The organism is Bacillus sp. 3255, assembly GCF_031456485.1.
Taxonomy (GTDB): domain Bacteria; phylum Bacillota; class Bacilli; order Paenibacillales; family NBRC-103111; genus Paenibacillus_E.
The window spans coordinates 20,758-35,118 of the sequence record NZ_JAVDUS010000004.1 but is presented as its reverse complement, the minus strand read 5'-3'; the positions used below and the strand labels follow the sequence as shown (position 1 = coordinate 35,118).

Sequence of the window (14,361 nt, the reverse complement as noted above, 5' to 3'; positions counted from 1 at the left end):
ATTGCAGATACCACAGGAGATGGCGATTTACGGTGAGGATGCCTTCGACCTGCAACTACTCAGCACTTCATCTTCGCGTCTGCTACTGGGTAGAAGCCGCCTCCTTGCCCGGCTAACGGACACAGCGGACCTTATTCGGCGATTTTGTGCAACTATGAAAATCTAACGGACACCAGCGCAGTTAATCGCCGTTCTGACCGCATTTCGCCTCGATTTCGGCCAAATAAGCGCTGTGGTGTCCGTTGGATACACAACGGGCCGTCTAACTCTGGGATAACGGCTGTGGTGTCCGTTAGACGTCTGTCGGCTGCTTGCTTATTCGTAGCGGAAGTGTAGAGTGCCGGCAGCAGCAACAAAAAAAGGATGCCCAAGCCATGAAATGGCTTGAGGCATCCTTCCTAGCACTTACAGGCTGTTAAAAATGTCAGTAAGCACCGGTACGATCTGGGACTTACGGGAAACTACGCCTTTAAGCAGAGCTTTGTTGTCGGCAAGCGTTACGTTGTAAGCTTTCTCAACTGCCACCGCTTTGCGGCCCAGCGCAATACCTACGGAATCATTGTTCAAAATGTCCGTTACGACGAACAAGAACAAGTCAAGATTTTTCTCGGCAATGATCGTGTTCAAGGCAGCTTCGATTTCCGCTTGCTTGGACAGCACGTCGTTCATATCAACGGCATTGACTTGGGCAATTTCTACTTTATAGCTGCCCATTTGGAACTCTTTGGCATCCAGGGAGATGAGCTGTGCAACAGTTTTGTCGCTCAGGTCTGCGCCTGCTTTCAGCATGGAAAGACCGTACTCTTCAGCGTTCACGCCGGCGATAGCCGCAAGTTCACGGGCAGCTGCCACGTCTTGCTCAGTGCAAGTAGGGGATTTGAATAACAACGAATCGGAAATGATAGCGGAAAGCATCAAGCCTGCGATTTCTTTGTCAATGGCAACGCCATTCTCTTTGTACAATTTATTCAAAATCGTTGCTGTACAACCAACCGGCTCAGCGCGGTAGTAGAGCGGGTGACTCGTCTCGAAATTAGCGATGCGGTGATGGTCGATAACTTCCACTACACGTACTTGATCGATATCGGTAGCGCTTTGCTGGCGCTCAACGTGGTCAACCAAGATAACGTTCTCCGCTTCGTTCGCAACCGTATCCACTTGGCGAGGCGCCGCAACCTTGAACGTATCCAAGGCGAATTGCGTTTCACCGTTAACGCTGCCCAGACGAACAGCCTCAACCTCTTGGCCCAGTTTCGTTTTCAGCGCTGCATATGCAATTGCGGATGTGATTGAATCAGTGTCCGGATTTTTATGTCCGAAAATAAGTGTTTTTGACATGATACGACTCCTTACAGTTTTTAGTGTAGTGAGAGTTTACAGTCTCTACATACGATTATACTAAAAAATCTTGGTAAATCCATTACTTAACCAAAGCTTTAGTGAGGATTGGAAAATTGCGCGGAAAAACCATCCAGCAAAACGCCAAGTCCATAAAGAAATTCTGTCTCTTCATCGGGGCCGGTCGTATAAGCTGCAAGACGGATCATGTGCGGAAACTGCTCTGCCGGCAAGCTCCGAAAAACAGCTAAATAAGCGGAGCCAAACGCTTCCGGCGGTCCTTCCACACTCCGAGCCATATCTATATGCCTGGCTTCTTCGGCGGCGAAGCTGGTGATGTAATTCTTCAACATCCCGGCAAGCCATGGAATATGCTTGTCCTGAAATCCCGCTTCAGCCAGCACGCCGTAAAGAGTCTCAATATGCCGCAAACGTCCGTAACTGGTCGCAATGGTGCCATTGAATATGTCCACCGAGTCCCGATAGGAAAGCAGCGCCGTGCGAAAATTTATGGCCCAGCCGATGATTCGCTCTTTCCAGTTCATATCCCCCTCCGGCCACGCCAACTGGTCGCTGATATAATCCCCGAGAAGCTGCAGCAGCTCGTCTTTATCTTTCACGTGGTAATAAAGCGATGCCGCCTTTACTCCCAACGAATCGGCTATCTTGCGCATGCTAAGCTCCTTAAGCCCTAACGCATTGAGCTGTTCCAAAGCATGGCGAATGATGCGTTCTTTATCTAATGGCGTATGCAGCTGACCGTCCGCCTCGCTGCTCGTCCCCGTTTGCGCCGATTGAATCCGTCTTCTTCCCATCCACCCGTCTACCGCCTTTGCGCCTTCTTATCATTTATGTATTGACAATTATATCACACTGATTTAATCTAACACCAATAAATTAATTTCTAACACCGTTAGATTAATTGAAATCACAAGCACTCAGCAAAGGAGAAAATAAAATGAAAACTTTAAGCTCTTACCTGCACGACAAAGAACCTGCTATCGGTACCATCGTTAAATATGCCAATTACGTATTAAACGAAACTTGGCAGAACGTACTCAGGACGGAACAAGCTGAGCTTACCCGAATGTTTATCGAATACGGTGACCGTGCTTACGGTGTCTACATTCAGCACTTCATGTCACCTTTCTTCGAACAACTGTCCCAAAACGATCTCCACACCCGCCATGGCTTTAATTTGGCAGATTCAATCGAGAACTGGGGTCCCCCCGAAGAGCGGGAGCGCTGTGCCTGGTACGTCATCAAAAAGGCGGACGGCACTCCTATCGGCACTCTCGTGCTGCAAATTTACCACTCGCATGTCAACTTCAACGTCCCGCATGCCCCTCGTGCATTTGCGCTTGAAGTCACCGAACGGGAGGATATTCTTGAAGCCATCAGCTATGCCGTCATGCGTGTTGTCAAACAACCGAAAGACAGCTTCCAAGCTATGCCTGACGTCGATGCCTATTCCAAATGGGAGTACAGCGTAGAAACCGGGCTAGCCGATGCGCTCCGACCTTATAAAGGGCAGACCGGCGGCAATTTTGTTGATTTGGCGCTGGCTGCATGGGGACGAAACGGCTGGGAGCTCGTATCCGTTGTACCGCAAGGTCAGCAGCTTGCCGCTTTCTTCAAGCGGCGGATTGCCGCCACATAAGGAAAGCCCCGAGGCTTATGCCTCGGAGCTAGTATCTTGACCGCATCCGTTATCCGCGTGAATTCCGCATGGCGAATAACAGCTTGAGACCGTCCTGCTGTTGAGTTCCGGCTTCCACAAATTGCCGGTATTGTTCCGATTCCATCGCATATAGGGCGATTTTTCCTTCTTCGTTGAAATGCACGCCCCACCCATGCTTTTTGGGCAGCATAGAAGCCCTTAAACAAGGATGGTTTTTGGAAAACAATGCCGAACGAATTTCATCGCCGTGCAGCTCGCGTTCCTCCTGCGGAATTTGCTTATGCTCCAAGTGAACCTCATAAATAAGGTCGCCTTGAGAATACTTGTACGGATTTTGCGATAGAAGCTCGTATTGGATCCGGTGCGCGGTTTTGCCTTCTTTTTTCATGGCGGGAATCGTTCCCGTTTCTACTGGACAATCCGGAGCTACTTGAATAAATGTATGCTTGTAGCTCATGTGCTCGTCATTATAGGGCATTAAAGTCAACCTCCGCTTGTGCATATTAATTCCCATTATACACCATTTCTTAATCGAGCTTCTAGATATTGAGCTACGCCGTCCTGATCGTTGCGCGCTGCGATTTCAGTTGCCAGTTGGAGTAAATCCGGATGGGCATTCGCCACGGCAATCTTCCGACCTGCCGCTTGGAACATCCCGACATCGTTCAGATTATCACCGAAAACAGTGATCTCTTCACAACTACACCTGACATGTTCAGCCCACAGCAGCAGTCCCTCCCGCTTATTCGCTTGCGGATGACTGAACTCCAGGAAATAATGATCTGCAATGTAATTGTCTTTCATCATATGGATATGAAGCTTCGAGCCTAACGCTGCTGCTATCGCGTCTCTTAGCGGCTGGACTTCTTCCAGCATGCCTATATAGGTGACGAGCAGCGTCCGGTAATTCTCCGGACAGCTCAATGCCTTCACTTCTGTAAACCGCGGATCCCCCGGCCTGCTGGCTGCAAACTGAAGGTCACCGCTTCTGACCAGCTTTTCATGCAAAACACGCTCCCGATCCTCATGATCCAATGCGAATAAAAGCGGCACCAACCCCATCGTTCGGCCGATCGCAACAATGGCTTCCGTACTTGTCCGATCGAGAAAAAAACCGTCCATCACCCGCTTCTGAATAGGATCGAACAATAAAGCCCCATTATAAAGCACAAGCGGATACCGCCATGGAATTTGTGAGGCAACAGCCATGGAACTTTGATAGCTTCTTGCCGTCGCATAGCTGATGACGGCTCCTTCCTCCAAGCCCTTCGTGACCACACGGGCTGTGTGCTCGGATAGGGTCGCGTTGGAACGAAGCAATGTACCGTCCAAGTCCGTCAAAAAATAATCTTTCATATGGCATCCTCCTTCAGATGTTCCCTTGACAGCTCCTTGCTCCCTTGTTAAATTAATCGGCGAGAGGTGATGATCGTGAAAGCTTTGAAACGTCACTGGTGGAAATGGGGATTAGCTCTCCTGCTGATCTTGATTGCCGCGATTACTTGGCTGCTGCAGCCCTATCAACCTGAATCGGAAGCATTGGCCGCCATGCAATCAACCGGGGAAGTTCAAGTGTCTGAAGATGCCCAGGCATTGTATTTTGAGCCAAAATCTCCGGTTCAACCGAGCATGATTTATTATCCCGGCGGCTTAGTCAAGCCCGCGAGCTACGCTCCCTATGCCGCAGAGCTTGCCAAAGCGGGACATCGTGTTTATATCGTGAAAATGCCGCTCAATCTCGCCATATTCGGCAGTGACCGGGCCTTGCCGATTATAACGGCCAAACATCCGGACGAAACGTTCCTGATCGACGGGCACTCGCTTGGAGGCGTGATGGCAGCCCGGTTCGCCGCCGCACATGCAGCCGAATTCGCCGGCGTATTTTTTCTGGCCTCGTACCCGGATCCCAAGGGCAGTCTGGTCTCGGCCAATTTGCCCGTCATCTCCTTGGTCGGCTCAAGAGACGGCGCTGTCAACATGGATGCGCTGACAGAAGCCAAACTGTATTTGCCAAGCACGACGGAGTACCATACGCTGCAGGGAGGAAATCACTCCCAGTTCGGCAGCTACGGCTTGCAAAACGGGGACCTTCCAGCCGAAATGACGCCCGAACAACAAAGAGACGAGACGATCAAGCTGCTGCTCGATTGGATCAAAGCATCGGTTCAGCCGGCAAAACCGGTACATTAAAAGGGCTGTTCTCAAGTCATTCCGATCTTGAGACAGCCCCAGTTTGCTTGTCTGGTCTACGGTTATCTGCTCTTCACAAGCAGCTCAACGGCTTCTTCGATCACTTTGTCCGGTGAATTCCCCTTCTCGAGCTCCTCTTGTATGCAATGCTTCAAATTGGAGCCGATCACGACGCCGATCGTTCTGTCTACCGCCGTGCGGACCGCCGACAACTGTGTCACAACTTCCCGGCAATCCTCCCCCGCTTCCAGCATGCCAAGGATGCCGCGAATTTGGCCTTCCATTCGTTTCAGTCTATTTTTCAGTGCTTTATCATACTCCACGTCCATCTCTCCTTATATAAAGAGATTCAAGCCGGCATCCTCCGCTTCGCCCAAATAACTGGCAACTCCGGCATAGACAATGCCATCTATTAACTCTTCTCTTTTAATACCCATTATATCCATACTCATCGTACATGCAATTAATTTTACGCCGGCCCGGATAGCCCCCTGCATGAGCGACTCGAGTGACTCCACGTTTTTGCGCTTCATCACATGGCGGATCATTTTGGATCCCATCCCGCCCATGTTCATTTTGGACATCGGGAGCTGACGCGTTCCCTTCGGCATCATCATGCTGAACATCGTCTCTAAGCCATCCTTGGCAACCGGCGGCGCCTCTTCTTTGCGCAGCACGTTAAGCCCCCAGAACGTGAAGAACATCGTCACTTGCTTCCCCATCGCAGCCGCCCCCGAAGCAATAATGAACGCAGCGATCGTCTTGTCCAGATCTCCGCTGAAGACAACCATCGTTGCTCCTTTCGCGCTTGCGGCACCGGCATAGGCATCTGCATCGGCATCTGCATCGGTCCTCTGCTCGGGCGATGCCGTCCGTCCTTTGCGTACGATAGCTTTCACGATACCGGACGAGGTATCGATGGCTTCCATCGTGTTCCCTGTTTTATCCGCCCACTTCCGAATATCCGCGGCGAATCCGAAATCGGTCGCATGCACCTCGATCCGCTCCCCTTCCTTCAAGCCCTGCATCGTTTCGTACACGCTCATAATCGGACCTGGGCACTGCAAGCCGCACGCATCGATGAGAACCGGAGGCCGTTCCGCAGGCACAGTAAGTTCCGGCGCGCGGTCCGCACGTTTGACCGATGGAGGCGGCGTTGGCACCTCCTCTTTCATAACGGCATACGTTTTGTATCCGCCATCCACATTTCTGACCTTGCAGCCATGCCGCCAAGTACCCCCGCAGTCCGACCTGGCAGGAGACAACGACGTCCGCTCCTTTTGGAATGTCATGCAGCCGGCTCCGTATATCATTCAGCGGCATGCAGATCGAACCGGGGATATATCCCGTTTCCCGTTCGATTTCGTCCCTGACATCGATCAACAGGCCGCCTTGCTCCACATAGGCGTCGACCTCATGCCACTGCATCGTATCGACGAGACCGCCGATAACGTTGGAGGCTACATAACCGGCCATATTGACGGGATCTTTGGCCGACGAATACGGCGGCGCATAAGCCAGCTCCAGATCGGCAAGCTCTTCTGCCCGCAACCCGCCGCGCATCGCTGTTGCAATCACATCGATACGCTTATCTACACCGTCGGCGCCGACGGCTTGAGCGCCGAGAATCCGTCCGCTTTTTTTGTCAAAAAGAAGCTTGAGCGCCATGGAAGCCGCTCCAGGGTAATAGCCCGCATGCGAATTCGGATGAATATGAACCACTTCATATGGCACGCCCAAGCGGCGCAGCGTCTTCTCGTTATTGCCGGTAACCGCCGCCGTCAAATCGAACACCTTGACGATCGCCGTGCCGAAGGCGCCTTCGTAGCTTGCTTGAAGGCCGTTGATATGATCGGCTGCGAGCCGGCCTTGACGATTCGCGCCCCATGCCAAGGGCACAACCGTATCGAAGCCTTGGACGCGATCCTTTACCTGGATCGCATCGCCTATCGCATAAATCGCAGGATCGCTCGTCTGCAGATGCCGGTTGACTTGAATGGCTCCTTTGACGCCTAATGCCAAGCCGGCATCTTCCGCCAATCGATTCTCGGGCTTTACGCCGACAGATAAAATAATAAGATCGGTGGCAAGCCTTGTGCCTGATTGCAGTTCAACGGTTTTGCCGCTGTCTTTCACCGCCAGGACGCCGTCCTGCATAATCAATTGGACGCCTTTATGCCGCAAATGCCGCTCAACCGGCTTCACCATCTCCACATCGAGCGGACCCAGCACCTGCGGATTTCGTTCGATAACTGTTACATCCAAACCGCGCTCGCGCAGGTTTTCGGCCATTTCAATGCCGATGAAACCGCCGCCCACTATCGTGGCATGCTTCGGCCGGGCATGGTCGACATACGCTTTAATCCGATCCGTATCCGGGATATTTCGCAGTGTGAATACGTTATCCGCCTCTTGAATCCCTGCGATTCCCGGAACAATCGGCTTGGCGCCCGGCGACAAAATTAAAATATCGTAGGGCTGCTCTTCCAACGCACCGGTAATTACATGGCGGGAGCGTACCTTTTTGGCTTCCCGATCGATCGCCGTAACTTCCGTCTGAACGCGGACATCGATGCCGAACCGGTTCTTCATCGCCTGAGGGGACTGGATGAGCAGCTTGTCGCGGTTCGCGATCGTTTCCCCGATATAATACGGCAGCCCGCAGTTGGCGAATGAAATGTGCTCGCCTCTTTCGTACATAATGATATCATCATTTTCATTCAACCTGCGTAACCGCGCGGCCGCGGAAGCACCTCCGGCAACTCCGCCGACAATAACAATCGTTCTTCTCATGTAAGATCACTCCTGAAGTTTAGTATACCCCTATGGGTATACATAATACCCCATAGGGTATACATTTGTCCAGAGCTCATTATTATTTATGAACGGCAGCCGCATTGCCCTTAGGTTTTAGCGTCAAAATGGTATATACTTTTGGCAAATACATATCAGGAGAGAATCGTTCATGGAGCATCTCCCTTCTCATGCAGCTACCAATTATGAAATCGCTCAAGTCTGTTTGCTGGCCGGTAAAATCATGCTGGAGAACGGCGGAGAAACCTACCGGGTCGAGGATACGATGACCCATATCGCAGAAGGCTTCGGTATTCGCAACTCGCACAGCTTCGTGACGCCTACCGGCATTATTTTCTCGATCGACGCTCCCGAGCAGACGACGCGGCTGATTCGCATTTCCGCAAGATCGACGGATCTGCACAAAGTAACCGTCGTCAACGCGATTTCCAGACGGATCGCCCAAGGAAAGTTATCGCCGCAAGATGCTTATAAGCAGCTCTCCGACATCGATGCCGCGAACACGAGCTTTCCTTTTTGGTTCAAAATTGTATCCGCTGCAATTGCCAGCGGCTGCTTCTTGATCATGTTTCAAGGGACATGGTCTGATTTCTTGCCGGCCTGCGTCACCGGAGGGGCCGGGCTGGCCTTTCTCGGCTATTTCCACCGATTGGTGCCGATCAAATTTTTCGCGGAATTCTTGGCCTCACTACTCATCGGGGGCATTGCGTATTTATTCGTCCGGACAGGAGTCGGACATGACCTGGACACCATTATCATCGGCTCCGTGATGCCGCTTGTCCCGGGCCTTCTCATTACGAATGCCGTACGGGATCTCATGGCAGGACACTTTGTGTCAGGCGTTTCCAAGGGAGCGGAAGCCTTCTTAACGGCTTTTGCCATCGGTGCCGGCATCGCCTTCGTGCTGTCCTTTTATAACGGGGAGGGAATCGCATGAACATGCTGGAACAGTTGATCACGAGCTTCGTATCAACGGCGGCTTTCGCCATCTTGTTCAATGTGCCCAGAAGCACGATTGTTCAATGCGGCTTCGTCGGAATGGTCGGCTGGCTGCTATATATATCGCTGCAGCGGGTCTCGCTGGATGCGATCGTAGCCACCTTGATCGCCTCTTTCATCGTGACCGTCATCAGCCAGCTGCTGGCGCGCATCTACAAAACGCCGGTCATCGTATTCAGCGTCGCCGGAATCATCCCGCTCGTGCCGGGCGGGTTGGCCTACGATGCGATGCGCAACGTCGTGCTCAATCATTATGACGTGGCCGTGCAGCTCGCGGCCAAAGCATTCATGCTGTCCGGAGCCATCGCGATGGGCCTCGTCTTCTCCGAGGTGCTGAATCAGCTTGTCCGGCGGAAAAAAGCTTAGTTCACCGACCTACTCCAATAGGTCGCCACACTTTTATAGATTTTACCTATAACGATGATCGGTTTTATATCTTAGCTTTTTCCTCCTTTTCCCTATAGAATGAAGCCAAGATATCCACAGCACCAGCTTAGGAAATGGAGTTGAAGCTCAATGAAAGATCAAGCCAACCAACAGATCACGTCCAAATTCAATGAGATCGCAGAGAAATACGACAGTCAGCGCAGAAAACTGATTCCCTGCTTCGATGATTTCTATCAAACCGCCGCTTCGCTCGTTGAGGCGGATACGGCATCCCCGCGCATCCTTGACTTAGGGGCCGGGACGGGCCTGTTATCCTCATTCATATTGGAAAAGTATCCTGCGGCCAAGGTTACACTGATCGACTTGTCGGAAGGCATGCTCGATGTAGCCAGACTGCGCTTCGAGGGCCAACCGTTCGATCTGACGATTGTTGCCGGTGATTACACGGCTTTCGAGTCCTCCGAACCATTCGACTGCATCGTGTCCGCGCTTTCGATTCACCATCTGGAAGATGAGGATAAGCAAAAACTGTTCCACTGCATCTACCGGCTGCTGAAGCCTGGCGGCATCTTTGTGAACGCCGATCAAGTTCAAGGCGCGAGCCCGTACCTGGATCGTCTGTACCGGTCGGACTGGGAAGCGAAAATCGAAGCCACAGACCTAAGCCCGGAAGCGCTGAAGGCGGCTTACGAGAGAACGAAGCTGGACCGGATGGCCCCGCTGAACCAGCAGTTGAACTGGCTTCAAGCTTGCGGCTTCGCCGACGCCGATTGTATCTACAAGTACTACAATTTCGTCGTCATGTACGCCCGCAAGCCGGCGGACTGAATCCCCGCCATCACCAGAAGCTCGGTTTGGCCACCATGAACCACATCATCGTCAGCGTGATGATCACGTACCAGATCAGCGCTTTGCGCAGTTGATTCACCAGCAAATCCCGGTCTTCATGGGGTGCGCGCAGCTTGCGGAGGAGCGGCGAGAACGCCCTGGCAATGAAATAGAGCGAGGCTACCATAATGAGTACGGTGAAGACGATCCATGAGGTTTTCCACGTCCAGGCGGTCAGCCATGTAAGCAGAATGCCTGTTGCCACCAGCACATGGCCCGCATGCTTCGTGAGCCTCACCGTAATGCGAAACGGCTCCAAATATTCGGGCAGCAGCTCGAAGGGGGCCGTTCTTATTTTCGCTAACAAGGGAAATAGAATGAAGTACGGCCCAATACTGAGCACAACGCTAAAAATATGAATATATAAAAGCCATACGTACCAAGACAACCTCATCATCCATTCTCACGTCAAATTCAACAAACCAGTGCGAATCTCGGATTCGCACTGGTTTGCGCTGTTAAACTTTCTGAAATTCGTGAACCCAAACTTTCATTTGCGGCAGCCACGGCATGCCCGGGTGCATAGCCAAAATACTGTCGCGGTACTCCTCGACCGACTCATGTCCTTCAGCCTTCGCATCTTCCACGGTCAATTCGCCGAGCGACTGCTGATATACCTTCGTTACCTGAAACGTTGTACCCTGAAGGTCCATCGTCTCCCCGATATCGGCATAACGGCCATTGCGTCTGCACGCTGTTTTTTGCCCTGCAAGCACTTTGCTCACTTCAGCTTCCTTCGTAACAAGCCGATCGATCGAGCAAGTTTTTGGCGGTAATGTTTCGTTCATTTTCATTTCCCTCCTTTTACCAGTACTCATTATAGCGAATGATCGCCGTTTTGTCGAACTGTGCCGGGAACCTTACTCTCTTAGTGCTTCTTTCAATTTCGTGGACATGCTGTCCATCGCTCCGGCCGACGTTCGTTTGACTCCGCGAAGCCTCGCGATTTCCTGTTTCAGCCTTTCATTTTCCTGCTTCAGCTTTTCAATCTCTGCAAGTAACTGCTCTTTGTCCATACAGCCCAACCTTTCGATGCAAATACCCCCTTGCCGCTTAGCGAGCATCACGTCGGATTCTCTCCATGCGTCATAGGGGGCATTACGGTAATCTAGGATCTATTTCTTTAATTCAATCGTATAAAGACGTGCGGATTCACCCCATACTTCACCTGGCTCCAAGCTGACCAATCCAATTTGATCTGCCGGAAGATCCACATTAGGCGCGTTGACAAGATTCATCTGCGGCTCCGGACAGAAGAACCCTTCTGTAGCGCCGTTGTTCCAGATCATCCATTGTTTATAAGACGTTCCGACGTCATAAACCAATTTGACACCTTCACGGGCGTCGGTCAACTCCATGTAGTTGCGGCCGTTTTGCGGCGATGTGGTGTAATGATTATCCATCGATTCGAAGAACGGCGACAGGCCGCCTACTTTCATTTTCGCTTCTTCGTCCGAGAGCGGTTGGTACTCGCCAGTCGGCAGCATTCTTTCGCTCATCGCCCAGCGGTCGCCGATCGTCATTTTGAAGCTGTAGTCGGAAGCCTGCGAATGAGGAGCGAATGGCGCGTTGATGGTCGTATGGTAGGCGATCAAGCAAGGCATTGCCTCTCTGCCCTCATTATGTACCGATATATGCTGGTGCAAACCGAACTCGTTCAACACATACGTAAGGCGAATCGTGAAATCGAACGGCAAATACGTATAAACGGAATGGCCTTCGCGAACGCGCAATGCCAGAGTCACACGGCTCTCGCTTTCATCGGAGCCGAATTTCTCCACTTCCCAAGGAATATCATGGACGAAGCCATGGAGATGATTGCCTGTTTTCGGTTCGTTAACCGGGAATTGAAAAACTTTGCCCTGCCATGGGAATTTGCCGTCTTCATAACGGTTCGGCGGGAATAGCACAGGGATGCCGTGAATAATTGGACGTGCTTTAAACGCTTCCATTTCGTCCAAGGACGGCTCGCGGAGGAAACGGTAATCCTTCTCATTATCTCTAAAAGCAATCAGGTTGGCGCCGATTTCCGGCAGCACAGCGGCTTCGTAGCGGCCCGCCTGCAGCCACACCGCTTTCTCTCCTTGGAATGATCCTTCATAAGCTTTCGTTGTCATCTCGAGTCATCCTCCTACCACATTGTCCATCATTTGGACAAGCTCATATCAATTTACTTTAAAGCATCGGAAACGAAGAAGTCAATGCAAATGCAAGAAAACCGTCCTCCGCAAAGGAAGAACGGTCTTCGCTTATAACCTGTGCCTGCCTAGCGTCTCCACGCAGCCTCGCTCCAGCGAAGTTCATTGCGGAATTGCAGCGGCGATGTATGCTTATTAATAATGGCTACCTCGATGCCGGCAAGATCCGCCCAATCCACCAATTGCTCCGTGCTGACATTGTAAGAGAATACCGTATGGTGCGCACCGCCTGCATAGATCCAGGCTTCCGCCGATTCGCTAAGCGAAGGCTGCGGCTTCCATAAGACGCGGGCCACTGGCAGCTTAGGCATCGCTTTAACCGGCTGTACGGCGTCCACCTCGTTAATCAGCAAGCGGAAGCGGTTGCCCATATCGATCAGCGAAGCATTGAGCGCTGCGCCGGAAGCGCCGTCGAATACGATACGAGCCGGATCGGCTTTTCCGCCGATGCCTAGCGGATGAACCTCGATCTTCGGGCGAGTCGCTGCGATCGTCGGACAAACCTCCAGCATATGCGCACCGAGTACAAGCTCCTGACCCGGTTCCATATGATACGTATAATCTTCCATGAACGACGTCCCCTTGTTGCCGGCAATGATCTTCATGACGCGAGTGAGCGCCGCCGTCTTCCAATCGCCTTCGCCGCCGAAGCCGTAACCTTGCTCCATCAGCCGTTGAACAGCTAGGCCAGGCAGCTGTTTCAGGCCGTGCAGGTCTTCAAAAGACGTTGTGAACGCCCCGAAGCCGCCTTCCTGCAGAAAGCTCTTCATGCCGAGCTCGATGCGCGCCTGCTCGCGGATCGCTTCGCGAACCGGGCCAGCGCTGCGCCCTTCCGGCGTAATATCATACAGCTCGTTGTATTCGTCCATCAATTGGTTCACTTCCGCTTCGGAAATGTCCCCGACACGTTGAACAAGATCTCCTACGCCGTATCCGTTGATGGACCAGCCGAACTTGATTTGCGCTTCAACCTTATCCCCTTCCGTTACGGCAACTTGACGCATGTTATCGCCGAAACGGGCTACCTTCAGCTCACGTCCTTCAACGAACGCAACCGCAGTGCGCATCCATCCCGCAATGCGGGAGATGACCGCCGGATCTTCCCAGTAGCCGACGACAACTTTGCGGGAAATGCCCATGCGCGCCCCGATGAATCCATATTCGCGGTCGCCATGCGCCGCCTGATTAAGGTTCATGAAATCCATATCGATCGTTTCCCATGGGATGTCGCGATTGAATTGCGTATGCAGGTGAAGCAGCGGCTTGCGGTACTCGCTTAAACCTGCAATCCACATCTTGGCCGGAGAAAACGTATGCATCCAGGTAATGATTCCGGCGCAATTATCGTCCGCATTGGCATCCAGACACAATCTGCGGATAGCATCCGGCGTCGTCAGAACCTCTTTGAACACCAGCTTGCTCGGAATCGACGCGTCGCGGTCAATTCCTTCCGTAATTTGTCTGGAATGATTCTCCACTTGCAGCAATGTCTCAGGACCATATAAGTGCTGACTTCCCGTAACGAACCAAAATACTTTATCAGAGTGAGCGTTCATGGCGATTAGCCTCCTTGGAATTAAGTAAAAGAGCTTTGGAAATTATAACGGGCCTCCTCCCGGTTCATGCGCAGACGCTTCATAACGTCATTCCCGCCACGACCGGAACGATCATCCTGCTCGCTCGCTGTACGCCTGGTACTTATGAACTGCGACCACTGCATCAAACATGGCCAATACGGCACGACCGGGCTCCGTTCCATCGTTAACACCGATTGCTAACTTATTAGCTATAGAGTGCCCTTTCCAAATCCCAATCTCTACTCCCAGTATAACACTTGTACGTACAAGTTGACCAGAAATAATTTTC

The 14,361-nt window shown here is 52.0% G+C and carries 15 protein-coding genes and 1 pseudogene; 5 read left to right on the top strand and 11 right to left on the bottom strand.

Annotated features, from left to right (window positions below; translation table 11 throughout):
• Positions 1 to 405 precede the first annotated feature (405 nt).
• Together J2X61_RS07085 and J2X61_RS07080 are read right to left on the bottom strand one after the other, a co-directional pair.
• Positions 406 to 1,338, bottom strand: a complete 933-nt coding sequence (locus J2X61_RS07085) for a manganese-dependent inorganic pyrophosphatase (RefSeq protein ID WP_310186854.1) — start codon at positions 1,336 to 1,338, stop codon at positions 406 to 408.
• Between the two features lie 98 nt (positions 1,339 to 1,436).
• Positions 1,437 to 2,153: a TetR/AcrR family transcriptional regulator C-terminal domain-containing protein gene (locus J2X61_RS07080; protein WP_310186852.1), complete on the bottom strand. Its 717-nt coding sequence runs from the start codon at positions 2,151 to 2,153 to the stop codon at positions 1,437 to 1,439.
• A gap of 143 nt (positions 2,154 to 2,296) precedes the next feature.
• Between J2X61_RS07080 and J2X61_RS07075 the strand changes: the two genes are divergently transcribed.
• Entirely contained in the window at positions 2,297 to 2,998 is a 702-nt protein-coding gene (locus tag J2X61_RS07075; protein WP_274468533.1) for a DUF6022 family protein, read from the top strand.
• A gap of 49 nt (positions 2,999 to 3,047) precedes the next feature.
• Here J2X61_RS07075 and J2X61_RS07070 read toward each other — a convergent pair whose 3' ends face one another.
• Together J2X61_RS07070 and J2X61_RS07065 are read right to left on the bottom strand one after the other, a co-directional pair.
• Positions 3,048 to 3,476 (bottom strand): DUF6157 family protein, encoded by a 429-nt coding sequence (locus J2X61_RS07070; protein WP_310186850.1) that lies wholly within the window; start codon positions 3,474 to 3,476, stop codon positions 3,048 to 3,050.
• 56 nt (positions 3,477 to 3,532) lie between these two features.
• On the bottom strand, positions 3,533 to 4,375 hold the full coding sequence (locus tag J2X61_RS07065; protein WP_310186848.1) for an HAD-IIB family hydrolase: 843 nt from the start codon (positions 4,373 to 4,375) through the stop codon (positions 3,533 to 3,535).
• 75 nt (positions 4,376 to 4,450) lie between these two features.
• Between J2X61_RS07065 and J2X61_RS07060 the strand changes: the two genes are divergently transcribed.
• Positions 4,451 to 5,209: an alpha/beta hydrolase gene (locus J2X61_RS07060; protein WP_310186845.1), complete on the top strand. Its 759-nt coding sequence runs from the start codon at positions 4,451 to 4,453 to the stop codon at positions 5,207 to 5,209.
• Positions 5,210 to 5,271: 62 nt separating this feature from the next.
• Here the strand turns inward: J2X61_RS07060 and J2X61_RS07055 are convergent, their stop codons facing one another.
• On the bottom strand, positions 5,272 to 5,538 hold the full coding sequence (locus tag J2X61_RS07055; RefSeq protein ID WP_379239655.1) for a metal-sensitive transcriptional regulator: 267 nt from the start codon (positions 5,536 to 5,538) through the stop codon (positions 5,272 to 5,274).
• Positions 5,539 to 5,544: 6 nt separating this feature from the next.
• Positions 5,545 to 8,002 (bottom strand): annotated as a pseudogene (locus J2X61_RS07050) (CoA-disulfide reductase).
• A gap of 172 nt (positions 8,003 to 8,174) precedes the next feature.
• Here J2X61_RS07050 and J2X61_RS07045 point away from each other — a divergent pair.
• From J2X61_RS07045 to J2X61_RS07035, 3 genes are all read left to right on the top strand, one after another.
• The gene (locus tag J2X61_RS07045) at positions 8,175 to 8,960 is read left to right on the top strand and encodes a threonine/serine exporter family protein (RefSeq protein ID WP_274468523.1); all 786 of its coding nucleotides are present in this window, start codon (positions 8,175 to 8,177) and stop codon (positions 8,958 to 8,960) included.
• Positions 8,957 to 9,388: a threonine/serine exporter family protein gene (locus J2X61_RS07040; RefSeq protein ID WP_274468522.1), complete on the top strand. Its 432-nt coding sequence runs from the start codon at positions 8,957 to 8,959 to the stop codon at positions 9,386 to 9,388. Before J2X61_RS07045 ends, J2X61_RS07040 begins: the two co-directional genes overlap by 4 nt.
• A 150-nt stretch (positions 9,389 to 9,538) precedes the next feature.
• The gene (locus J2X61_RS07035; RefSeq protein ID WP_274468521.1) at positions 9,539 to 10,237 is read left to right on the top strand and encodes a class I SAM-dependent methyltransferase; all 699 of its coding nucleotides are present in this window, start codon (positions 9,539 to 9,541) and stop codon (positions 10,235 to 10,237) included.
• Positions 10,238 to 10,247: 10 nt separating this feature from the next.
• Here the strand turns inward: J2X61_RS07035 and J2X61_RS07030 are convergent, their stop codons facing one another.
• The 5 genes from J2X61_RS07030 to araA form a co-directional block, all read right to left on the bottom strand.
• Entirely contained in the window at positions 10,248 to 10,604 is a 357-nt protein-coding gene (locus J2X61_RS07030) for a hypothetical protein (protein WP_396135409.1), read from the bottom strand.
• A 151-nt stretch (positions 10,605 to 10,755) separates the two neighbouring features.
• Positions 10,756 to 11,085 (bottom strand): ASCH domain-containing protein, encoded by a 330-nt coding sequence (locus J2X61_RS07025; RefSeq protein ID WP_274468520.1) that lies wholly within the window; start codon positions 11,083 to 11,085, stop codon positions 10,756 to 10,758.
• Positions 11,086 to 11,157: 72 nt separating this feature from the next.
• Positions 11,158 to 11,364 carry a hypothetical protein gene (locus J2X61_RS07020; protein ID WP_274468519.1) on the bottom strand — a complete coding sequence of 69 codons (207 nt, stop codon included), beginning with the start codon at positions 11,362 to 11,364 and terminating at the stop codon, positions 11,158 to 11,160.
• A 48-nt stretch (positions 11,365 to 11,412) separates the two neighbouring features.
• Positions 11,413 to 12,414, bottom strand: a complete 1,002-nt coding sequence (locus J2X61_RS07015) for an aldose 1-epimerase (protein WP_274468518.1) — start codon at positions 12,412 to 12,414, stop codon at positions 11,413 to 11,415.
• 149 nt (positions 12,415 to 12,563) lie between these two features.
• Positions 12,564 to 14,051, bottom strand: coding sequence for an L-arabinose isomerase (gene araA, locus J2X61_RS07010; RefSeq protein WP_310186841.1), 1,488 nt, complete (start codon positions 14,049 to 14,051; stop codon positions 12,564 to 12,566).
• Between the last annotated feature and the right edge of the window lie 310 nt (positions 14,052 to 14,361).

Excerpts from the sequence above, each read along its gene's own strand:
- J2X61_RS07055 (WP_379239655.1), bottom strand. The coding sequence starts at position 5,538 with ATGGACGTGGAGTATGATAAAGCACTGAAAAATAGACTGAAACGAATG.
- J2X61_RS07045 (WP_274468523.1), top strand. The coding sequence starts at position 8,175 with ATGGAGCATCTCCCTTCTCATGCAGCTACCAATTATGAAATCGCTCAA.
- J2X61_RS07025 (WP_274468520.1), bottom strand. The coding sequence starts at position 11,085 with ATGAACGAAACATTACCGCCAAAAACTTGCTCGATCGATCGGCTTGTT.
- J2X61_RS07035 (WP_274468521.1), top strand. The coding sequence starts at position 9,539 with ATGAAAGATCAAGCCAACCAACAGATCACGTCCAAATTCAATGAGATC.
- araA (WP_310186841.1), bottom strand. The coding sequence starts at position 14,051 with ATGAACGCTCACTCTGATAAAGTATTTTGGTTCGTTACGGGAAGTCAG.
- J2X61_RS07085 (WP_310186854.1), bottom strand. The coding sequence starts at position 1,338 with ATGTCAAAAACACTTATTTTCGGACATAAAAATCCGGACACTGATTCA.
- J2X61_RS07080 (WP_310186852.1), bottom strand. The coding sequence starts at position 2,153 with ATGGGAAGAAGACGGATTCAATCGGCGCAAACGGGGACGAGCAGCGAG.
- J2X61_RS07040 (WP_274468522.1), top strand. The coding sequence starts at position 8,957 with ATGAACATGCTGGAACAGTTGATCACGAGCTTCGTATCAACGGCGGCT.
- J2X61_RS07065 (WP_310186848.1), bottom strand. The coding sequence starts at position 4,375 with ATGAAAGATTATTTTTTGACGGACTTGGACGGTACATTGCTTCGTTCC.
- J2X61_RS07075 (WP_274468533.1), top strand. The coding sequence starts at position 2,297 with ATGAAAACTTTAAGCTCTTACCTGCACGACAAAGAACCTGCTATCGGT.
- J2X61_RS07070 (WP_310186850.1), bottom strand. The coding sequence starts at position 3,476 with ATGAGCTACAAGCATACATTTATTCAAGTAGCTCCGGATTGTCCAGTA.
- J2X61_RS07015 (WP_274468518.1), bottom strand. The coding sequence starts at position 12,414 with ATGACAACGAAAGCTTATGAAGGATCATTCCAAGGAGAGAAAGCGGTG.